Annotated in this window: 19 protein-coding genes, 2 pseudogenes and 1 other annotated feature; of the genes and pseudogenes, 8 read left to right on the top strand and 13 right to left on the bottom strand. The window is 38.7% G+C overall.

All coding sequences use genetic code 11. The features are described from left to right. Positions 1-93: 93 nt before the first annotated feature. The 4 genes from PY770_RS00385 to PY770_RS00370 all read right to left on the bottom strand — a co-directional run bounded on the left by PY770_RS00385 (position 94) and on the right by PY770_RS00370 (position 3,027). Entirely contained in the window at positions 94-1,950 is a 1,857-nt protein-coding gene (locus PY770_RS00385) for a monovalent cation:proton antiporter family protein (protein ID WP_163600981.1), read from the bottom strand. A gap of 95 nt (positions 1,951-2,045) precedes the next feature. Next, positions 2,046-2,258: a hypothetical protein gene (locus PY770_RS00380; RefSeq protein ID WP_014081422.1), complete on the bottom strand. Its 213-nt coding sequence runs from the start codon at positions 2,256-2,258 to the stop codon at positions 2,046-2,048. Further along, entirely contained in the window at positions 2,251-2,700 is a 450-nt protein-coding gene (locus PY770_RS00375; protein WP_275045938.1) for a pyrroline-5-carboxylate reductase dimerization domain-containing protein, read from the bottom strand. The genes PY770_RS00380 and PY770_RS00375 overlap by 8 nt, the downstream gene beginning before the upstream one ends. Positions 2,701-2,709: 9 nt before the next feature. Further along, positions 2,710-3,027 carry a pyrroline-5-carboxylate reductase family protein gene (locus tag PY770_RS00370; protein WP_275045937.1) on the bottom strand — a complete coding sequence of 106 codons (318 nt, stop codon included), beginning with the start codon at positions 3,025-3,027 and terminating at the stop codon, positions 2,710-2,712. A 213-nt stretch (positions 3,028-3,240) separates the two neighbouring features. On the opposite strand from PY770_RS00370, the gene zwf reads away from it, so the two are divergent. The 4 genes and pseudogenes from zwf to PY770_RS00350 all read left to right on the top strand — a co-directional run bounded on the left by zwf (position 3,241) and on the right by PY770_RS00350 (position 8,827). Continuing rightward, positions 3,241-4,722: a glucose-6-phosphate dehydrogenase gene (gene zwf, locus PY770_RS00365; protein ID WP_139571144.1), complete on the top strand. Its 1,482-nt coding sequence runs from the start codon at positions 3,241-3,243 to the stop codon at positions 4,720-4,722. Between the two features lie 114 nt (positions 4,723-4,836). Continuing rightward, positions 4,837-6,267, top strand: coding sequence for an NADP-dependent phosphogluconate dehydrogenase (gene gndA / locus PY770_RS00360; RefSeq protein WP_103429093.1), 1,431 nt, complete (start codon positions 4,837-4,839; stop codon positions 6,265-6,267). A gap of 212 nt (positions 6,268-6,479) precedes the next feature. Then, a complete protein-coding gene (locus PY770_RS00355) occupies positions 6,480-7,859 on the top strand; it encodes an amino acid permease (protein WP_056958375.1) in 1,380 nt (459 codons plus the stop codon). 183 nt (positions 7,860-8,042) lie between these two features. Further along, positions 8,043-8,827 (top strand): annotated as a pseudogene (locus PY770_RS00350) (IS3 family transposase). 292 nt (positions 8,828-9,119) lie between these two features. On the opposite strand, the gene brnQ reads toward PY770_RS00350, so the two are convergent. Then, positions 9,120-10,481 carry a branched-chain amino acid transport system II carrier protein gene (brnQ, locus tag PY770_RS00345; protein ID WP_275045936.1) on the bottom strand — a complete coding sequence of 454 codons (1,362 nt, stop codon included), beginning with the start codon at positions 10,479-10,481 and terminating at the stop codon, positions 9,120-9,122. A 218-nt stretch (positions 10,482-10,699) separates the two neighbouring features. Further along, positions 10,700-10,937 (bottom strand) — a binding site (T-box leader). 216 nt (positions 10,938-11,153) lie between these two features. Here brnQ and PY770_RS00340 point away from each other — a divergent pair. Then, positions 11,154-11,879, top strand: coding sequence for a gamma-glutamyl-gamma-aminobutyrate hydrolase family protein (locus tag PY770_RS00340; RefSeq protein WP_056958381.1), 726 nt, complete (start codon positions 11,154-11,156; stop codon positions 11,877-11,879). Positions 11,880-11,933: 54 nt separating this feature from the next. Here the strand turns inward: PY770_RS00340 and PY770_RS00335 are convergent, their stop codons facing one another. From PY770_RS00335 to PY770_RS00305, 7 genes and pseudogenes are all read right to left on the bottom strand, one after another. Continuing rightward, positions 11,934-12,326 carry a hypothetical protein gene (locus PY770_RS00335; RefSeq protein ID WP_103429096.1) on the bottom strand — a complete coding sequence of 131 codons (393 nt, stop codon included), beginning with the start codon at positions 12,324-12,326 and terminating at the stop codon, positions 11,934-11,936. Between the two features lie 120 nt (positions 12,327-12,446). Next, a complete protein-coding gene (locus PY770_RS00330; protein WP_337740120.1) occupies positions 12,447-12,737 on the bottom strand; it encodes an ASCH domain-containing protein in 291 nt (96 codons plus the stop codon). 163 nt (positions 12,738-12,900) lie between these two features. Next, entirely contained in the window at positions 12,901-14,304 is a 1,404-nt protein-coding gene (locus PY770_RS00325; RefSeq protein ID WP_275046084.1) for an APC family permease, read from the bottom strand. 435 nt (positions 14,305-14,739) lie between these two features. Beyond that, positions 14,740-15,171: an IS3 family transposase gene (locus PY770_RS00320; protein ID WP_080752794.1), complete on the bottom strand. Its 432-nt coding sequence runs from the start codon at positions 15,169-15,171 to the stop codon at positions 14,740-14,742. A 73-nt stretch (positions 15,172-15,244) separates the two neighbouring features. Continuing rightward, entirely contained in the window at positions 15,245-15,601 is a 357-nt protein-coding gene (gene crcB / locus PY770_RS00315; RefSeq protein ID WP_056958090.1) for a fluoride efflux transporter CrcB, read from the bottom strand. Continuing rightward, positions 15,598-16,002, bottom strand: a complete 405-nt coding sequence (locus PY770_RS00310; protein WP_225361968.1) for a fluoride efflux transporter FluC — start codon at positions 16,000-16,002, stop codon at positions 15,598-15,600. Before PY770_RS00310 ends, crcB begins: the two co-directional genes overlap by 4 nt. A gap of 440 nt (positions 16,003-16,442) precedes the next feature. Beyond that, positions 16,443-16,907 (bottom strand): annotated as a pseudogene (locus PY770_RS00305) (replication initiation protein); the annotation flags it as partial. Between the two features lie 147 nt (positions 16,908-17,054). Here PY770_RS00305 and PY770_RS00300 point away from each other — a divergent pair. Genes PY770_RS00300 through ppx form a run of 3 tightly spaced genes read left to right on the top strand, consistent with a single transcriptional unit; the run spans position 17,055 to position 21,697 of the window. Beyond that, entirely contained in the window at positions 17,055-18,584 is a 1,530-nt protein-coding gene (locus tag PY770_RS00300) for a Ppx/GppA phosphatase family protein (protein ID WP_275045935.1), read from the top strand. Further along, positions 18,585-20,741 carry an RNA degradosome polyphosphate kinase gene (locus PY770_RS00295; protein WP_275045934.1) on the top strand — a complete coding sequence of 719 codons (2,157 nt, stop codon included), beginning with the start codon at positions 18,585-18,587 and terminating at the stop codon, positions 20,739-20,741. Between the two features lie 2 nt (positions 20,742-20,743). Further along, positions 20,744-21,697, top strand: a complete 954-nt coding sequence (gene ppx, locus PY770_RS00290) for an exopolyphosphatase (RefSeq protein WP_056958099.1) — start codon at positions 20,744-20,746, stop codon at positions 21,695-21,697. A 286-nt stretch (positions 21,698-21,983) separates the two neighbouring features. Here the strand turns inward: ppx and PY770_RS00285 are convergent, their stop codons facing one another. Continuing rightward, positions 21,984-22,334 (bottom strand): DUF5388 domain-containing protein, encoded by a 351-nt coding sequence (locus tag PY770_RS00285; RefSeq protein WP_056958101.1) that lies wholly within the window; start codon positions 22,332-22,334, stop codon positions 21,984-21,986. Positions 22,335-22,390 lie beyond the last annotated feature (56 nt).

The raw sequence follows: 22,390 nt of genomic DNA, 5'->3' as shown, positions 1-22,390 counted from the left end.
TACACCTACTACAATGTAATGTTCGTTAATTCAATATATAATTACGTTCATTCATATTATAGCATTAATATAAGTAATTGTTTTTTGCATATTTTAATTCAACATACTAATTTCTTGGCGAACCTGATTACTAATATTTTTATCAGCCGCAAAAATAATCCGGTCATTTAATTCTAAGATAGTGGTACCCACTGGATGAATCATCTTACGATTACGGAAAATTCGAGCAATCGTAATGTCATCGCTAAATGGTAAATCTTTAATTGGCATACCCGCAAATTTACTATTACGTAACGTAACCTCATGAAGTTCCGTACTATTGGACTTAATCATATTAAAGGTTGATGGAATTTCAATCATTTCACGTAACATAGCCACGTTAACCGCGAAGGTATTGTAAACTTCGACACCTAAGTCAGTAAGTTCTTTTTCTCGGGCATTCAAAATATCACGTTCTTCAAAACGAGCAATCACCCGTTTCACTCCATATTGTTTGGCAACTTTTGCTAACGTGAAGTTAACATCTGGGTCAAAGTAAGCAAAAACCGCAATATCTGCATCAAAATAACCATTTCGTTTCAAATAATCTGCATCTAAAGATTTCAACAAATGAACGTGAGCCTTATTATCAAGCGTTTTATAATTTTTTTCGTTATCAGTAAATAAAGTTACATCGTACCAACTATTGGCTAATTGTTGGGCGACAGGAATCGTGACCAAGTTAGCCCCGAACATATTAACTTTAACTTCTTGGTAAACTTCGGGACTCCTAGTAAACATCTTGTTGAAAACAAGCGGACCCGCAACACAAGTAAGAATGGCTGCCAATAAGAAAGCCCCTGACTGTTGCGCCGTAATTAATTTCATATCATTAGCAACTTTCAAAATTGCTAAAACCATCGTAATGGTTGTTGAAATTAAAGCAGTCCCTGCTAACGAGTTTTTCTTATCAAACCGTAACCGAAAAATTGGATATAACAAGGCTTTGGCTACCCAATAACTAACTAAAAAGATGGGAATTAATACTAGTGTCTTTGGATCAGCTAGTAATTGTTTCAAGTTCAAGCCGACTCCACTCATCATGAAGAAGATTGGAATAAAAAATCCGTACCCAATTGAATCTAATTTTTCTTTGGTATCGGGTGATGGTTGCAATAATTTGTAAACCATTCCTCCAACGAAGGCTCCTAAAACTGCTTCTGAACCAACACCAACGGCAATTGTAGCTAATAATGCGATGATAAAGAAAGCTAAACGTACATCGACTTGGGTCGTTGATTTATTGAATTTATCCAAGTATACAAAGAACTTGCGAAAACGGAAAAATACTAACGCTGCAACAGCAAACAAAATCAAAATTAACCAAAGTGATTTGGAGTCCGTTCTAAAAATTGAAATATAGACAGTTAAACCTAAGATTGGCATTACTTCACCAAGGGCAGAAATCAATAATATCGTTTGCCCAATCGAGATACTTAGGATTTCTTTTTCCTTTAAGGTGGCAATCACGATTCCCAACGAAACGGTCATAAATAGAATTGCAGCTAGCCATGGATCTTTGAATAATCCAGTTACTTGACACATAAATCCAAGAGCTAAAGAAAGAACCATAATCGTTCCGTAACCATATAACGCTAGGCGTACGGATGAATATTTTGGTGCCTTAGCGTTGTTTTTTAATTCAAGGTCAGTTGGCGTTTTGGTTTTTGGTTTAAACAAATCAAAGTCGATTTCTAAACCACTCAAAAATAACAGAACGATTACTCCGGTATTCGACAACCCAGTTAAAACGCTGTCAGGATGAACCAAATTCAATAAACTTGGTCCTAACACAATTCCGACTAAAATTTCGACGACTGCGGTCGGCAAAACTGAAATGTTAAACCGAGCCAAGACGAGCGGTGTTACTAATGCTGCCAACAAAATAATTACTAATGAAATCTGATCCACATTTACACCTCATTTTTTAATAATTCGTTTTTATCAATGCCATTCATGCTAAAGAAATGCTTACAAAATTGCAACAAAAAAAAGACTAGTAAACACTAATCTTCTTTGTCTTGCTGTTTGTTTTTGTGAGCTCGGTAGAAAAATACCAGTGAAATTATTAAAATGATTACTGAAAATGACATGTTTAAGCCCAAACTAGTTGAACTATACGTGAAATCAAACAAAAATCCATCATAAGTAACCATCAAAATAATTGAAATTAATAATAAAACTAAGGCAATTCCTAAATCTAATTTATGTTTATTCATCTTTATAAGTCCCATTTGCTTTATTTACAGCTTGGTTAACTGCATTTCTAAATCCGTTAGCATCTAACGCAACGACTCCTTTAATGGTAGAACCACCTGGTGAAGTAACTTGGTCTTTCAAATCTGATGGGTTTAAGCCAGTATCTAAAGCCATCTTAGCACTACCAGTCACCATACTTGCAGCTACTTTATAAGCAGTTTCCCGATCCAAGCCATTTTGCACAGCAGCGTCACCTAAAGCACTTAAGAAAACATCGACAAAGGCTGGTCCACAGCCACCAACAGTTCCAGCAATGCCTAAATCTTTGGATTTAACTGGAATTAAAGTTCCTAATGAACCCAAAACTTCATTGGCTTTTTCAGTAGCTTCAGGAGTAGCAAAGCCACCCTTTTCAACGGCAATGCACCCAGCATTAACTGCCACTGGAATGTTAGGAATCATGCAAATTACTTAATTTTTAGGGAAAATATTCTTGATACCCTTAGCCGAAACTCCTTGGGCAGCCGAAACAATAATTGTATCGTCCCCAACAGTCACATTAATTAAGGCATCAATGGTTACAGGAGCTGGGGTGGCAACAATTAGCATATCCATTGCAGAAAAATCATTATTTTCCATCATTTGAAAGCCAATTTCTTTTTGCAATGCTAATAAACGAGGACTAACTCGGTGACCATTTACAAAAATATCATTAACATCATACTTATTTGCTAAACCGCGAATCATGGCACTACCCATGTGACCAGCACCTAATACACCAATTTTCATAATTAATCTGTCCTTTTTTGTTTTTATTATCTATAGTATATACCTTAAAGGGAAAGGAAATCGTTTATCAGATAAAAGCTTGTAAAAACTGGAAAATGTTCAAATTAAGATAGCGTTTTCATGTAAGCTACCAAAGAAAAATAAACCGCTTTCATTTTATTCAAATGTGTTATACTCTATATGAGTATAGAAATTATAAAAGGAGCGAACGATATGCCAACAGAAATCCCTACAAGAGCAACTTTTATGCTGTTCGGTGGTACAGGTGACCTTGCATTACGTAAGTTATATCCTGCAATCTTTAACCTTTATAAAAAAGGTAGTTTAAGCACTCATTTTGCCTTAGTTGGACTTTCACGTAAAGCACTAACTGACGAAGAATTCAGAGCTAAAATTATCGAATCAATCTCATCAGAAACTGATGACAAGGCTCAAGCTGAAGAGTTTGCTAGCCACTTCTACTGGAAATCACACGACGTAACTAATACTGATCATTACAAAGAATTAGGTAAAATCGCTGACGAACTAGATCAAAAATACGAAACTGATGGAAATCGAATTTTTTACGTGTCAATGGCACCACGGTTCTTCGGAATCGTTGCTAAAAACCTTAAAGAACAAGGTGTTTTATCAACTAATGGTGGATTTAACCGTCTTGTAATTGAAAAACCATTTGGTCGTGATTATGCATCAGCTAAAGAATTAAATGATGAATTAACTAGTGCCTTTAATGAAAACCAAATTTACCGAATTGATCATTACTTAGGTAAAGAAACTACCCAAGCAATTCCTGTAATTCGATTTGGTAACCCAATTATCGAAGCTATTTGGAACCAAAACTACATCAAAGATGTCCAAATCACCTTAGCAGAAAAACTTGGTGTTGAAGATCGGGCGGGCTACTATGATACTGCTGGTGCCCTTCGTGATATGATTCAAAATCACACTCTTCAAATCGTTAGTTATTTAGCAATGGATGAACCAAATTCATTTGTTGATACTGAAATTCGTCGCGAAAAAGTTAAAGCCCTTGAAAGCATGGAAATTTACGATGCTGATGGTGTTAAACAAAACTTTGTTCGTGGTCAATACGGTGCCGGTGATGGTACTCCTGCTTATCGTGACGAACCCGGTGTTCCTCATGACTCAAACAATAATACCTACGCTGCTGGAAAGATTGTTTTCAACAACCCACGTTGGGGAAAAACTCCTTTCTACATTCGTTCAGGTAAAAAATTAGCAACTAAGACTGGTCGAATTGATATCGAATTCAAGAAACCAATTGTAGATATCTTTGCCAAAGGTACTCACCAACCTGCAGAACTTAAATCAAATGTTTTAACTCTTTTGATTGACCCTAAGATTGGAATTACCTTAGAAATCAACACTAAAAATTCAGCTCAAGGAATGCACACTGAAACTGTTGATTTAAGCTACTTACAATCAGATGCTCGTGCTGCTGAAGTTCCACTTCCATACGAACGTCTTTTCCACGATATCCTTAAGGGTGACGGAACTTACTTCGCTAGTTGGCCAGAAGTTGCTGCTGCTTGGAAGTACGTTGACCCTGTTCAAAAACTTTGGGATACTACCCAACCAGACTTCCCTAATTACGAATCTGGTTCAATGGGTCCAAAGGCTGCTGATGAACTATTGGCTCGTGACGGAAATTCTTGGTATTTCCCCAACAAGTAACAAATAAAGCGTTTTCAAAAAATAGATGAAACTATTTCACAATTTCAAAATACAATGATAAACTATTATTGTAGAAAAATATAAAATTACTTTTTATAAAAAGGAAGGCATATTATGGCTGACAAAAAAGCAAATATCGGAGTTATTGGTATGGCTGTTATGGGTAAAAACCTTGCCCTTAACATCGAAAGTCGCGGATACACTGTAGCTATCTACAATCGTTCTGCTTCTAAAACTGAACAAGTTATGAAGGATCACAGTGAAAAACACTTGGTTCCTGCATACAACGTTAAAGATTTCGTAGACTCAATTGAACAACCACGTACTATCTTAATGATGGTTAAAGCTGGTAAACCAACTGATGCTGTTATCAACGAAATTCTTCCACTATTATCAAAGGGTGATACTCTTATTGATGGTGGTAACACTAACTTCCACGACACCATTGCTCGTAACGAAGAACTTGCAAAATCTGGTATTAACTTTATCGGAATGGGTGTTTCTGGTGGTGAACTTGGTGCCTTACAAGGTCCTTCACTTATGCCTGGTGGTCAAAAAGAAGCTTACGACCGTGTTGCTCCAATCTTAGAAAAGATTGCTGCTAAAGCCGAAGATGGCAAACCTTGTGTTGCTTACATCGGATCTAATGGTGCTGGTCACTACGTAAAAATGGTGCACAATGGTATCGAATACGGTGATGAAGAATTAATCGATGAAGTATTTAACATTCTTAGAAATGCTGCTGGTTACTCAGTTGATGACTTAGCAAAAATCTTCTCAGACTGGAACAAAGGTGAACTTAACAGTTACCTTATCGAAATCACTGCTGACATCTTAACTAGAAAAGATGACTTAGGTGACGACAAGAACAAACCAATCGTTGACATGATTCTTGACCGTGGTGCTAACAAAGGTACTGGTAAATGGTCATCAGAAGATGCTCTTGACGAAGGTGCTCCTCAATCAGTTATTACTGAATCAGTTTACGCACGTTTCGTTTCAATGTTAAAAGACGAACGTGTTGCTGCTTCTAAAGTACTTCATGGACCAGCTAAGAAACCTAAGTTTGGTAGCGATGACATTGTTGAAGATATGCGTCAAGCATTATACTTCGGTAAGATCATGAGTTATGCACAAGGTTTCGAACAAATGCGTATGGCTTCAGACAACCACAAATGGGGTCTTAAGTACGGCGAACTTGCTCAAATCTGGCGTGAAGGATGTATCATTCGTGCTCAATTCTTAGACGAAATTACTAAAGCATTCGAAAAGAACCCTAGCCTTGATAACTTGTTAATGGACCCATTCTTTGGTGACATTGCTAACAAGTACCAAGATTCAGCTCGTCGAGTTGTAGCATTTGCTACTGAATACGGTATTCCAGTTCCTTCATTGGCAGCTGCTGTTTCATACTTTGATTCATACCGTGCAGAAGTTCTTCCTGCTAACTTGTTACAAGCACAACGTGATTACTTCGGTGCTCACACTTACGAACGTACTGACCGTCCAGGTAACTTCCATTACCCATGGTACGTTGAACAATAAAAATTAAAATATTAAATTTTAAAAAGACTGACTTTATGTCAGTCTTTTTTTATACATCCTTTTTAATGTTTCTTTTTGTAACATCAACTAGCATTTAATTAATAATTAAATGTAATAATATGCTACATTTAATATAGAAATCTTAAAAAATGAAGTATATAATTGTCTATTTGTGAGATACACTACATAGTTATCAATAAGGAGAACTTTTCATGTCACAAGAGCAAGATCTTTCAAATAATAATGATAAAAAAATGTCACGTGGCCTTAAAAATCGCCACGTCCAGTTAATTGCGTTAGGTGGAACAATTGGAACCGGTTTATTCTTAGGATCTGGAGAATCTATTAGTTTAGCTGGTCCCTCAATTTTGTTAGCCTATACAATTACTGGAATTATGTGTTTTTTCATTATGCGTGCTTTAGGAACACTACTTCTCTCAGATTTATCAGCTAATTCCTTCATTGAACCAATTGCTAAATTCTTAGGAACTACTACTGGTTTTGTGGCGGGTTGGACTTATTGGATGTGTTGGATTATTGGAGCGATTGCTGAAGTCACAGCAGCTGGAATTTATATCAACTACTGGTTTCCGGGAATTCCAACCTGGTTCACTGGATTAGTTATTTTAGCCTTGATTTACATGTTAAACATTATTAACGTGGCCGCTTATGGTGAAACTGAATTCTGGTTCGCTTTAATTAAAATCATTGCTATCTGTGCCATTATCATTGTGGGAGTATTTCTAGTTATTATTAACTACAAAACTCCTACAGGACACGCTTCAATCAGTAACCTTTATAGTCACAAATTTTTCGGTAATGGTTGGCAAGGTTTTGCTCTCTCCTTCCAAATGGTCGTTTTCTCCCTTACCGGAGTAGAAATGGTCGGAATGACAGCTGGAGAAACTAAAGATCCTGTCCACGTGATTCCTAAAGCAATTGATGCCGTACCTTTCCGAATTATTTTATTTTACATCGGAGCCTTAGCTGCCATTATGTGTGTCATTCCCTGGCATACGATTACGCCCAATGCTAGTCCGTTTGTGGAAGTATTTAAAAACATTGGAATTGCTGGTGCAGCTGGAATCATTAACTTTGTTGTTTTAACCGCTGCCACTTCTGCATGTAATTCATCGATTTATACAACTGGTCGGATGATGTTTTCTATGACCAACGATAGCAAGGGTAAATTTACTAAGAAACTGGGAACATTATCAAAACGGAAAATTCCCCAAAATGCGATTACCTTTTCAATCTTGGTCGTTGCAGCTGCAATGTTACTAAACCTATTAATTCCTAAAGGTGTCTTCGTTTTCATCGCTAGTATTTCAACTACCCTTTTCTTATTTATGTGGACATTAATTATTTTGGCTCAAATCAAATATCGGAAACAGGTTGATCACGCTGGTACCGAAAACCAGCTAAAATTTAAGATGCCATGGTATCCGTTTTCAAGTTACATGGTCTTAGCATTCTTAGCTTTTGTAGCAGTAGTTTTACTTTTCCAAACAACTTCTCTATTTGCTTTAATTGGTTCCCTTGTGTGGATTAGTGCGCTTTATCTCGTTAAAATTAGAAGTAATCGAAAATAAATAATAAAACTATCCAAAATAATATTTTGGATAGTTTTTATTATTAAATGTTTAAATTATATTTTAACGTTTAAATTTCAAACAGCAGAAACATCCGATGATTGAAAGTGCTTCTATACTGATAATTGGCACACAAATACTTAGACAATTTGTGTAAAATTATAATCAGATAGGAGTTTTTTTATGAAAAATCGTTCAAAAAGATATTCACTAGAATTTAAACAAAGCCTTGTGGCTTTGTATAATGATGAAAAAAGATCAATGTCTTCAATTTCTAAAGAGTATGGGGTAACTGTCTCATCTATTTCCAAATGAATAAATGATGAAAAATTAGTCTCTGTAGATGATGGAAAACCAATCACAAGAAAAGACTTTTTAAAACTAAAGAAAGAGTATGAGGATTTAAAGGAAGAAAATGAAATTTTAAAAGCAGCGGCGATGATCTTAGGGAAAAAGTCAAACCATTCCTAAAGGAAGCATGGTCTAAAAACTACAAAGCATACGGAGCCCCAAGACTTAAAGTAGCTCTCCAAAGAGAGCTAGGGATTAACTTTAGTATTAGAAGAATTACACGTTTGATGAAGGAACTTGGAATTAGATCACTTATGTGTAGACGATTTAAAAAGCCAGGAACTCATGTTGATTATGATCAAAGACCAAATCTAATTAAAAATCTTAGTGGAAAGTCTATTTGGCGTGCTGATATTACCTATCTACAATTAGAAAATGGTGTCTGGGTTTACTTAAGTACCGTCTTTGATGACCAGACCTATAAAATTTTATCTCAAAAGGTTTCAAAACATATGACTAGTAAATTAGTAAGCCATACTTTAATTGAAGCATTTCATTCAATCTTAAAACGTGAGTTTGCCTTTCAAACTAGATTTACAAGTTTTGAAGATGTGGTATTAAAAACAGAAAATTATATTCACTGGTACAACACGAAAAGAATTAGAATAGCTGTCTAACTAAATTTGTGCCATTTATTGACATAGGAGCATTTTTATTATTTCATCTTGTTTCTTATATTTTTTAGTACTTAAACTGATACTTAAATATCAGTTAAACTTTCATTTATTACTTATTTTTTTTAATATTTATGTGTTTTGTATGTGGGGCGTAATATTTTTCGTTTTAATAATTGATATCTATGCAGTTTACTTCACTAATAAAAAAAATATACAAAAAAAAGATAATCACAACAGTGAGGACCTATAAAATAACCATTAGAATTTTTCACATTTTCTAATGGTTATTTTTTTAATTATCTTTACGCAAACTTTTCCCAGATAGTTTTACATATAACACACTCACCACAAATCCCACTACCATGAATGGGATGAAATCTAAACTCATGCTAAAGAGTGGAACATGGGTGTTACACCAAGCGTCTAAACCAACAAACGGTCCATGTAAAACGGGTGGCAAAGCGTGCAATGTATCTAAAACAGAAGGCACTAGCACTAAGCCCATCGTAACTTTATACACGACTCCGTTTTTCCCAATGAAGTGGTGTAATAAAGCTAATAAGATCAACGTGATGGCTAGCGGATAAAGAAAGACCAAGACTGGTAAGGAGAACAAGATGATTTGGTCTAAACCAAAGTTAGCAATACAGAACGCCACGAAGTTAGAGAAAAATAGGAATTTGTGATAACCTACTTTGGGAAAACGATTCCCTAAATCTTGCGAGAAAGATTGTAAAACTCCTAAAGCCGTTGTCCAACAAGCCAAGAACGTTAAGGCTGCTAAAACTGCTGCCCCAGCGGCTCCAGTATAATGGCGCATGATGATGGTGAAAGCTGTTCCCCCATCAACACTCATCTTTGTGTAAGCTAAACTGGCTACACCTAAAGCAATCAATAACACGTAGATGACAGCTTCAAAACCAAGGGCAAAGAAACCAACTTTAGCCACTGACCAAGCGTGTTTCTTTTCATCTTTCACAAAGACTTTCAAAGCCGTGATGATCGTTACCCCAAAGCCTAATCCAGCTAAGGCATCCATCGTATTGTAACCTTCTAAGAAGCCGTTGATGAATGAACCAGTTCCTTTTCCAGCAGCGGGCATCAAGGGTAAGTTAGTTAAATCGCCATTTACCACAAAAGCTACAAAGAATAAGAAGAACAATAAACCAACGAAAAGTGGATTCAAGATTTTACCAACACTGTTCACGATGCTATTTTGGTTATAGGCCAAGTAAACGATGAGGCCAAAGAATAAGGCGGAGAAAACGAATAACGCAGGATGCGTCCAACTTTCGTTTGGCAAGAATGGTTTTACGCCCATTGTGAAAGAAACGGTAGCTAAACGCGGCGAGCCAATAAAAAGTCCCATTGAAGCATGTGCTGCAATTAAGAATAGTAAGGCGAACGTTGCTCCCACTGGTAAAGCCATATCATACATACTTTTACTCTTGGTCACACTCAAAGCTAAAATAGAGAAAAGTGGTAGTAAGACCGCTGAAATCACAAAACCCAGTGTAGCTGGGACCCAGTTTTGCCCCGACATTTGCCCTAAGTGAATTGGGAAAATTAAATTTCCTGCTCCAAAAAAGAGCCCAAATAAAAGTGATGATAACAGTAAGTGTTGTTTGAAACTAGTTCGTTTAGTTAAATTCATGATTTAACTCCTTTAGTTTAATTTTTTAAATAAATTCATCACCTTGGTCACCCCAGCAAATCGATGGTATTAAAAAAACGTCCTTAATTGGAAGCAAAATCCAATTAGGGACGTTTTTACACGTGTTACCACCCATGTTCCCGTTTACTTTAGCAATCCTGCGCAAAATTGCATCATTAGAAATAAAAAAAGCGTCACTAACCATTGAATTAACAACAGTTAGGGACGCTTCCGCGTGTTACCACCCATATTTCCAATTACTAGTAATCGGCTCTCAGAGTACGGCCAAAAATTTGACGATACTCGCTTGCTGTAATGGGCAATCCCATCAGATATTAATTAATTCATACCTGAAACTTGTAGAGGATTTTCATATCAGCGTGATTACCTCATCTCATCAAACTGAGGCTTTCTTAAAATCACCGCTGAAATTACTTAACTACGCTTAGTCGTTATGTGATGTTTTATTTTCTCTTAGTTTACCGAATGAATTACAAATGGTCAAGCACAAATTTAAAATAAAAAAGATTGTTAACCGAACATTAACCTGATATAGTTTAAAAAAACAAAAATTATGTTAACATTAATGAACTAATTAGCGTATAATTCAACCAATAGTTAAATAAAAATGGATTGTTTTTATAATTTTTAATTACCCGAAAGGAATAAATCATGAAAATTGGAATAACTGCCAACGTTAATCTTGGCGAACCAACTAAATTCTGTTTACCCTATGCTAACGTGACTCCTAGTAGCTTTATTGAAGTAGTTACACAACATAATCAAATCCCTGTCATTCTTCCTGTTGTACCACCCAAACTTGTTCCAGAACTCGTTGCAATGGTCGATGCAGTTATTATTCCAGGCGGACAAGATATTGCGTCCTGTTTCTTTGAGGATGTTGCTGACGATAAAGCTGATGAATATTTTATTCCTCACGATGAATTTGAACTAGCAGTTGTAAAAGAAGCCATTCGCACTAAAAAACCAATTTTAGGTGTGTGTCGTGGTCATCAAGTAATCAATGTTGCTTTAGGTGGAGACCTTTACCAAGATCTTCCCGAACAACTACCTTCTGAGGTAAATCACGAGCAACGTAATACTGGTGAACTTTTTGCCCATTCAGTTAAAATTAATGCTGATAGTGAATTAGCAAAGGCTTTAGGTGAACAAACAAAGGTCAATTCTCGTCATCATCAAGGATTACGTAAAATTGGTGATGATTTGCATGTAGTTGCGACTGCTCCTGATGGTGTCGTGGAAGCAATTGAATCTGAAGATGGTTTAATTACTGGGGTTCAGTGGCATCCTGAAGACCTCTGGAAAGATGACGCTAAACAAGAAAAACTTTTCACTGACTTCTTTAATCGCGCTAAGAAACAGCATAATCATAATTAGTATAGAAAAAAACCGCTAAATCCTGATTAATTCAGGACTTAGTGGTTTTTTTAATTAATGACCCAATAGCAATACCAAGATCAAATCAAAGTAAAACAGATTCTTATTAAAGTCATCATCATGATGTTGTTTGCGATAAACGTTGTAAAATACCAATCCAATGATTACTACTGAAACAACGGTGCTTATCAATTCAGGTAACTGGAAAGTATCAATCCCAAAATTCACCAGTAATTTAATGATTAATAAGATTCCTAAAAAAGTGATGATTTTTTCACTAGCTACTCGTCTAATTGATTGGAGTTTAGTCTTATCAACCTTGGCAAAAAGCTTGTAACCCAACCAAATAAATAGCTGAATCAATAATAGACTAACTACTCCACCCGCAAAAGCCGAAACGAGCCCACCTTGTAACTCCATCTCATCACGATTACTAGGAATTAACACATTCTCATACAAAAATAAGGTTGCAAAGGTTACATCGCTGATTGCTAGGAGATTTACAGCAGTTAATTTTTCGTAACAAAAAAATCGTTCTGATAAATAATTATCAGAGCGATTTTTAAATTATTTGGGATAAACCAAATGAAATTTTTCTAAAGCAACTTTGGCAGTGTCTGGATCAAAGGTAGTTCCTTCACTTTTACATTCTTCGGTAAAAAATTCATCGTGAGCTTTGCGCCAAGATGCTAAAGTTCGGTCACCCTCGCCTTCTGCGAAAGCATGTTGTTCATCAACATCTAAATAATTGACCACCGAAACTTGATCATTTTGAATAATACAAACTGGCTGATCCTGACTATCTAAAATGACGTCATAAGCTTTTTTTACCAGGTAAATCGTCTTCGCCTTGAACATATTGGCTCGTTGTGGCTGTCTTTTTACCCGTTAAAACTAACTTTGCTAATTCGTCTGCTTCAACACCAAATTAAAAACTACTTTGTAACTCAGCAGTATTCGGAATGACATGTTCAGCTTGCGCTTGCTGAAAAAATTGTTTAGGACTCATAAGAATGTACCTCTATTTTTGATTCAAATTTGAATGTTTAATCCCATAACCAAAGTAAATCACTAATCCAATTGCGAACCAGATTAAGGCAAAGATTAACGTTTCAACGTGGAGCTGTGACATCAATCCTACTGAGAATAAAGCTGCAATGATTGGCATCACTGGATATCCAGGCATTTTAAAACCTTGATGATTCAAGTCTTTGCGTTTTCTCAATGGAATGATTCCGATTGAAACCACTGTGAAGGCTAATAGAGTTCCCACACTAACCAAATCAACTAATTTATCTAATGGAATTAATCCAGCAAAAACAGCAATTACAATCGTTGAAATTAATAATGCCCGTCCGGGAACTCCATCCTTGTTAATTTTACCCATTTTACCAGGCAAGAGACCATCTCGACCGATTGCATAAATTAACCGTGAAGAAGCATAAATCATCGTGTACATCATAGTGTACATTCCGATTAAAGCTCCGATTGAAATAATAACGGCTACAAAGTTTTGTCCCACATGGTGAAGTGCAAAAGAAACTGGATCAGCCACGTTTAGTTGCTTGTAATTAACCATTCCCGTTAATACAAACGAAACCAATGCATAAAGAACCGCCGCAATTAACAATGTTCCTAAGATTCCAAGGGGAAGGTTTCGTTTCGGATTCTTAACTTCAGCAGCTGAACCAGATAAGGCATCAAAACCTAAGAAGGCAAAGAAAACCATCGCAGCTCCCGTCAAGATTCCTTGAAAACCAAAGGCACCGTGAACTCTAGCTGGGATAAATGGTTGGTAGTTTGAACTCTTCACGAAGAAAAATCCGACCACGATGAAAATTAAAATAATTGCAATTTTCATTAATACTAATAAGTTTTCGTATTTCTTAGAGGTTTTCATACCTTTACGAAGCGAAAAGGCAATCAAAATAATGACTAAGACAGCAATTAGATTTCCGTAAGTGCCATGGGATGGATCAAAAGGACCCGTAAAAGCAGCTGGAAATTTAACGATGGGAGCTAACAAACTAGTAAAGTAAGCTGACCATCCTGTTGACACCGCCGCAACGGCTAAAAAGTATTCCAAAATCAAAGCCCAACCAAGAACCCAACCAACCACTTCTCCGAAAATCACGTTTCCGTATGAATAAGCAGAACCAGCAATTGGTAATGTTGATGAAACTTCTCCATAGGCCATCGCTACCAAAGCACATACAATCGCAGACAAGAAGAAACTAATTACAACAGCTGGACCAGTTGTAGTTGCGGCCACCGTACCAGGGAGAATAAAAATTCCTGTTCCAATTACGGCCCCAATTCCGAGTCCCAACAAATCCTTAACGGTTAAGGTTCGCTGTAAATCTTTATCATTATCTAAGTAAGCGTTTAAACTTTCTTTTTTGAAAATTCGCTTCAACAAATTCATCATTTTCCTCCAAAAATTATATACAAAAAAACACATCAATGACATTAAGTCCGATGTGTTTTAAAAGTTTATTTGAAATCTCAAATCACTCTTAACTCGCTATCGGAATTAATGTGCCGACAGCTCGCAAAAATGATTGCGCCTAGTCAGCTAATCGCCAAAAGTACGCAAAATAATAAATGTTTGTTTTTGAGTTGTGATTTATCATTATTTGAGATTTCCTTTCGTGTTTTTTATTAGTGTACTTGAATGTGGAGGGGGTGTCAAACTGAATTTATACTTTTTCTGCCCACTTATCAAAGTCTTCAATTGTTGGATTGAAGTCAATATTTGAGACAGGTTTTAAGAGACATTCAGAACCGCGTTTACCTTCCACAGCTCAAATAAATCATTAATCGTGATTAATAACTTATTTGAACCCTGGAAAGCATTAAATCAGGCGGCCATTTGGCTCGTAAGTGTTGCAATTTCAACTTGTAAGGGGGTCTGGTAGCCCAGTGAACTATGAATTCTCTTCCTATTGTAGAAAGCATGCACATATTCAAAAAGGACGGCAGCAGCAGTTTCATAATCTTCAAAGACCGGCACTGGATAAACACATTCCTTTTTGAGGGAAGCGTGAAAGGATTCCATTGGCGCATTATCATACGGACAACCCTTACGGCTGTATGAGTGGCGGATATGTAGTTCAGTTAAACGTTGATTGTAATCATCGCTGGTATACTGTGATCCTAAATCCGTATGGATAATCAGGTCCCCAGTAATGGTTCGATTTTTAACCGCGCTTTCAAGGGTCTTTAAGACTAAATCAGTGGCCATCTTTTTTGAGAACGAATAGCCGATAATCCGTCGTGAGTGCAGGTCCATGATGGTTGATAAGTAACACCAGCCATTATGGAAAACACCTCTTTTATGTCCAACTCATTATAAAATACGTTCACTAAGAATGCATACCCAACCACAAACCGCAAACCACGGCCAACACACCTAAGGCAACCGTCCCAAGCCAATACCAACCGGCAAGCAGATACCGATGGTTGCGAACCAGCACAAACGTATCGACGGAAAACGTTGAAAACGTGGTAAAGCCACCGCAAACCCCAGTCAGTAAAAATAGCGCCCAAGTTTCCGGTAGCTGACTGCCAGTCAAGTATCCGGCCAGAAGAGAGCCAATCACGTTAATTAAAATTGTCGCATAGGGAATCGTCGGCGACACCAATTTACCCAGAACGGTTATCCCATAGCGGCAAGCAGCCCCCAATCCGGCGCCGAGTCCTACCCAGATCATCGTTGTCATCGCTGACGCCTCCCAAATGCAGTAACCGCTAAGTAGCCAAGGAGGACACAGAGCATGCCACCAATGAGATTGACCAGTAAGAAGATCAGTGAGCCTAAGGGATTACTGGAAATCCCCTGCACATATTGCACAGTAAACGTTGAAAAAGTGGTGAAAGCCCCGACGAATCCCGTACCGAGACCAAGAATTTGCCACTCTGGTAAATCAAACCGCAAATCTAGGCTATAGATTGTAAACGTCAGTAAAAAGCACCCCGCCAAATTCACGACGCTGGTTCCAAGCAATCCATTGGCACTATGGATCCAGTTTCCAATTTCATATCGGGCAATGCCACCCAGCGCGCCACCGCAGAATACCGCGCTAACCTGCCCTAATCGATACCAGCCATTATTGTTCATCATGTCCTCCAGTTAAAAACCTTATTTCAGTATACCGAACATCATGAAAATTTTCATGAATAATCGAATTTTATTGAAAATTTCTCCAAGTTAAAATTTTTGTAAGCCCCTCCAATCCTTGGTAACATCAATTAAACAGGATAATTTAGTCGTTCAGATTATGATTTGAAAGGGGATCGCCAATATGAAATACGCCGTTACAGGGGCCACGGGGAAATTTGGTCAAACTGTCATTAAAGTGTTAAGTTTCTGACTAGCTCGTTTGATGATCGCTGCCTGATTTGCGTCTTGAAGATCGGTTCCCTGTGATCTAGCAATAAAATAATGGTCGAATCCCATGATGTTAAATCGACCTTGTGGTACATTAAAAGCGTATCAAGGATTTACCAATTTATTATATAGGAGATGTGCTTATGTTTTCATTTCTGAAGCCCGCACCAGATGGTTCGGAATTGTTTAAGAATACGAAAAGTTGTTTTTGCGTAACTACTCTTTAAATCTCGGAACTCTGTCAAAGCATAACGAACCCAACTTTCGAGATTATTTAGAAGTTTCAACGCTTTGGGATAAATTTGAATATCAACATAAGGAACGTCTGCAGATCCCTTAATTTCAAATCGAGTGAACATGACAAACATCTCTCTATCAAGACCATCTTTACTTCGAGAGCCAAATCTAAGACCTAGTATTTTTTGATATGTACTTTGTATGTCATCAATAAACCGATTATTTGCGGTTGGCTTATAGGCACTTAACTCTTTTAACTGATCAAAGGTAAATCTAACAGTATCATCACCTTTATCACGCATTCTAGAAACTACAGAAAAGAACAAGTTCATTTCTACAGGAGTAAATAAATGTAGTCGATAAACAGACAAAATGTAGTCTATAAACAGACAAAACTCTATCTATAAACTCCTGTGATCCTTGGGATAGTAAGACTAAAAAGGGGTCTAAAAGAGGTTTAAAAGAGGTTTATAAAATGTTAAGCTTAAATTAAATACATTACTTTAACCTTATTGGGGGTCAGGAAATCATAAAAATGGGGGATTGCCATGGCAGCAAAATTATTTGGAATTATGATGATTAACGTTCAGAGTATTGAATTGTCGATTGTCAATTTACGCACATTACGCCAAGTAGAACGAGTTCGTTCCGACGTTTCACTTGGTGAGGATATTTATGATCAGCATACGATCGATTATTATTCAGTGGAACAAGCCGCGCAGGCACTGAGTGGTTTTGTTCAGATCATGAATGATTACGGCGTTAAGGACTACCATTTATGGGGGTCGTGGTCCTTGTCATCCGCTAACAATGCCGACTATATTCAAGACCAATTACTTGTCCGGACTGGGCTCAAGATCGACTGGTTATCTAGTAGTCAGGAAACCTACCTGCGTTCAGTCGCAGTTGCGGTACACTTTCCACGATTCAAGCAAATGATCACGAAGCCGACCTACTTATTAGGAATCAACGCTGGTAGTGTCGGTATTTCGCACTACGATCAGAGTAACTTTGTCTTCTCCCGTAGCCTCCGTTTAGGACCAGTTCGAATCGCGGAAGTTCTTGAAGATTTGCAATCGAGCGTGCCTAACTATGTCGAAGTTTTGGATGATTATATTTCGAGTCAAATCGTTGACTTTGGTCGCTTCTTGCCTGGGCGAAGAGATCAGCCTAGTAACGTCGTCATGCTCGGCGTCGCGCCGTTTGCCACCCTCTTTCGCCAACAACAATCAAAAGCTGGCGTGGAGGAACTCAGCAAAGCAGATTTTCAAGCTTTATATGAGGACGTGTTGAACGCTTCTGACCAGTATTTAATGGATAAATACGAAGTTGATGAAGAAGACGTGCGCCTAATCGTGCCCGAATTACTACTTATTAACGAGTTACTACAACTCACTAATGCTGAGAAAATCTGGCTTGGCAACGTGACCGTGCTGGATGGGTTAATTATTCAAGAAGCCATTAAGTTGGGCTATAAGAAATATAACTTTAATGATCAAATCGTAACAGCAGCTAAGAACATTGCGGACAGGTACAACGTTGAACCTAAGCATAGCGACTTGGTCACCAAATTCTCACTGCACCTATTCGACCAGCTTAAACCGCTACACCACTTAGGCAAACGCGAGCGCTTATTCTTACAAGTCGCCGCCATCGTGCACGACGTTGGGAGCTACATTGACCCGCACCAACATTACTTACATTCGGACTATATCTTGCAGGCCACTGAACTCATGGGATTAACCGATACCGAAAAACGAATGGTCGCCCTGATTTCACGCTACCATAGCGCGCAAACACCATCAAAAGACATTCGCCATTTGGGACACTTACAAGTCGAACAACGCTTATTAGTCTCCAAACTATCCGCCATCTTGAGAATTGCGGACGCTTTGGATGACGGTCGCAAACAAAAAATTGATAAAATTTCCGTTTCAATTCGCAATCCACGGGTCATCATTACTTGCTTTGCTCATGATGACCTCTTCTTAGAAAATTGGGTATTCGCACAAAAAGCGGAATTCTTTAAAGAAGTCTTTGGTTTAACACCAGTGATTAAACTACGGGGGGTACGTTAAATGAATTATTATAAAGAAAGTTATTATACAAACCGTGAACTCAGCTGGCTTGATTTTAACTATCGTGTCCTTGATGAGGCACGTGATAAGGATAACCCCTTGCTAGAACGTGTCCGTTTTCTCGGGATCACACAGAGTAATCTTGACGAATTCTTCACGGTCCGGGTCGCATCATTACGTAAATTGATGTCAGTCAATTACACTAAACCGGATTCCGCGGGACTGACCGCTGCTGATCAAGTCAGTGCAATCAGTGATAAAGCCCATGAGATGGTCAAGCGTCAATACAATACATTAAACCGCTCGCTTTTGCCATTGCTGGAACAGCACGCGATTCATCTCTTGTCGATGGCTGATCTAAACGAGGAACAACACGCCTTTGTTAAGAACTACTTTGACGATGAGCTGTACCCGGCTTTAACACCGATGGCAGACGACTCTTCACGCCCATTCCCGTTCATTGGGAATAATACACTCAACATCGCCTTACGGATTTATAAAAATGGGGATAAGAAGGACCACAAGTTTGCCACCGTTCAAGTGCCGGACGTCTTTCCTCGCGTGGTCGTTTTGCCAGGCGCACCGAACCAGTTTATTCTGATTGAGGAAATTATCAAAGCCTTTGTCGGCTCACTATTTATCAACTACACGGTCAAGGAAACGAGCTGTTACCGCGTCATGCGGGATTTGGACTTAGATGTCGCCGAAGAGGATACTTCGGACTTATTAAAGGAGGTTCAAAAACAATTAAAGATGCGTGAACGCGGTAAGGTCATGCGCTTAGAAGTCGAAAAGAGTATGAGCAAGCATCAACGCACGCGACTCGCTAAAGCCCTTGGGATTAACGAAAGTGCGTTATACGTCATCAACGGTCCTCTCAACTTGACCTTCTTATCCAAGCTGGTGAAAGCTGTGCAGGGCCACGAAGACTTGAATTATCCAAAATACCACGCCTACTATCCCGAGAAGTACCGCGAACGATCCATCTTTGATCTTATCAAGGATCACGACATTTTAATGCAATATCCGTACGATGATTTCAAACCCGTTGTGGACTTTATCCATGAAGCTGCGGAAGATGAGGACGTGTTAGCCATTAAGATGACGCTGTATCGCGTATCAGCTGATTCACCGATTATCAAGTATCTCGGGCAGGCTGCCCAAAACGGCAAACAAGTAACCGTTCTCGTTGAAGTTAAGGCCCGTTTTGATGAAGAAAATAACGTTCACTGGGCGAAAAAGCTTGAAGAAATGGGTTGTCACGTGATCTACGGTCTGATCGGGCTTAAGACACACTGTAAGCTTGCCCTCGTTGTTCGGCGAGAAAATGAAGGTATCAAGCGCTACATGCACATGGGAACTGGGAATTATAACGATGTCACCGCCCATTTCTACACGGACATGGGGCTCTTCACCGCTGATACAGACATGGGAATCGATGCTTCCAACATCTTTAACATGTTATCTGGCTATTCTGAACCACCGTATTTCCACAAATTGCACATCTCACCAGATGGCATCCGCGACTTTATCAACGAAAAGCTAGACGATGAGATTGCCATTGCCAAAGCTGGTCATCCCGCAGTTGTCAAAATGAAGATGAACTCATTATCCGATCCGCAGATTATTAGCAAACTCTACGAAGCTTCTCACGCCGGTGTTAAGATCCAACTGATCATTCGGGGAATTTGTTGTTTACGAACAGGCATCAAAGGCATCTCGGATAACATCGAGGTCCACTCGATCATTGGTCGCCTTCTGGAGCACAGTCGTATATACTACTTTAGCAACGACGGTGAACCACAAATTTACTTATCCAGTGCGGATATGATGACTCGTAACCTAAATCGCCGGGTCGAATTATTGTTCCCACTGCTCCAACCTGAAATCAGTCACCGTGCGATGACAATTTTTGAAACGATGTGGGCTGACACGGTCAAAACGCGCATTTTGCAACCAGACAATACGTACGCCCGTGTGGATGGGCGCGGCTTAGAGGTTTTGGACTCCCAGGCCGAATTCATTCGCGAAGCCGAGCAAGCAGTCAAGGCTGATCACGGCGATACTACGCCCACTAGCAACGCGCACCAGTTCATTCCGATGATGAGTCCCAAGAATGAGCCGGATGCTTCAGATCTTGATAGAGAGGATGATTAGCGATGGAAAACTTTGCGGTCATTGACTTAGGTTCCAATTCATGTCGAATGACAATTACACAGATTCAGGAAGACGGTAGTTATGCGGTCACTCACCGACTCAAGGAAATGGTGCGTTTATCCGAGAATGAAAACGCCACGGATACGCCGACCCTTCAAGCCGAGGCCATTGACCGCACGATTGCAACGCTAAAGTCGTTTGCTGCCGTCTACAAAGACTTACCTAACTTAACTATCAAGGCCGTGGCGACCGCTGCAACGCGAAAGGCCAGCAACCAAAAGAAATTTCTCAAACGCGTTAAAAATGATGTTGGCCTAGATATCGAAGTGATTCCTGGAACAACCGAGGCCTATTACGATTACTTAGGGGTAGTCAATATGCTTCCAACGACTAACTGCGTCATGGTCGATACTGGTGGCGGTAGCTGCGAACTCGTCCTTATCGTAAACGGCCAAGCCAAGAACCTAATCAGTTTGCCAATCGGCGCGGTCAGTTTATCCGAAAAGTTCGGCCTCAACGACCAGGTTACCGCTAGTCAATTATTTAAAACGATGACTTTCGTTGATAAAATTTTTAATAGTGTCTGGTGGTTGCGAAACGGTCTCAACTTACCACTCGTCTGTTTGGGTGGTAGCAACCGAACGTTAGCCAAAATTAACCGGCACAAATGCAATATTCTCAACTTTGAAGATATTCACGGTTATCGGCTACGTGACAACGCCATCTATGACACATTCAATACTGTCATTAGCCAGGATGCAGCTGGTCGCGCGGCTATTCCTGGATTAGCAAAGAACCGGGCTGATATTATTGTTGGTGGGATGCTTCCTGCCATTAGTCTGATGCGCTTTTTAGATTCTGACCGGATGATTTTCTCTCAAAATGGACTGCGTGAAGGCATCCTATTCGAGCACCTGACTGCTTTAGCTGAACAAAGTGCTAAAGTCAGCGAATAAAAAAATTGGACTGACATTTTTACAATCTACCACACAACCAAAAAGCCACTCATCTCATCACGAGGTGGGTGGCTTTTTTGAGTAAGTTAAGTGACAGCATTGATTGTTATATGATTGTGTATGTCCTAAATGGACACAAGCAACGCTCCTAAGCAAAGCCTGTATGTAATGATTTCAGAAAAGCCCTCTATTCTGCATAATAGAGGACTTTTTTGTGTGCATTCTGCTTAATTTAAACGGACAAGTATACATCTAAAAGGTGAACGTGTCGTCTGAGAGCACGTGATTATTTACTTTTTACTTTGTTAGCATTGCCGGTTTCCAAAGTCTGTATTTGATTCGTAAGCGTATTTTGTTCAGACTCAGTTAACGATTCAAAAAAAGTTTTTTGTAATTGGGCTAATCCGTTTTGTTGAGTTGAGCTATACCCTAAAATTACCATAGCTTTCATAAAGTTTTTTAGATGATTGTCAATTCTGAGCGTAGTATCAAAAGTAACACCATCTATTTGTTTAGACTTCGTTTTGTTTGATTCGTTTAGAGAAGATATGGAAATTTCTTTTTGGGGCTGGGGCGCCGATTTTCTAGGAATTATTTTGCTTTTATTTGAGTTAGGATTGTGTAAAAGTTCCACCATGCTAGTCCGCCCTTTCAATAATTTCTTGTGCCACAGAATCGTATAATCTAATTATT

The organism is Fructilactobacillus sanfranciscensis, from assembly GCF_029023685.1.
Lineage (GTDB): Bacteria > Bacillota > Bacilli > Lactobacillales > Lactobacillaceae > Fructilactobacillus > Fructilactobacillus sanfranciscensis.
The sequence above is the reverse complement of the archived record's forward strand: the minus strand, read 5'-3'. Positions and strand labels throughout refer to the sequence as shown.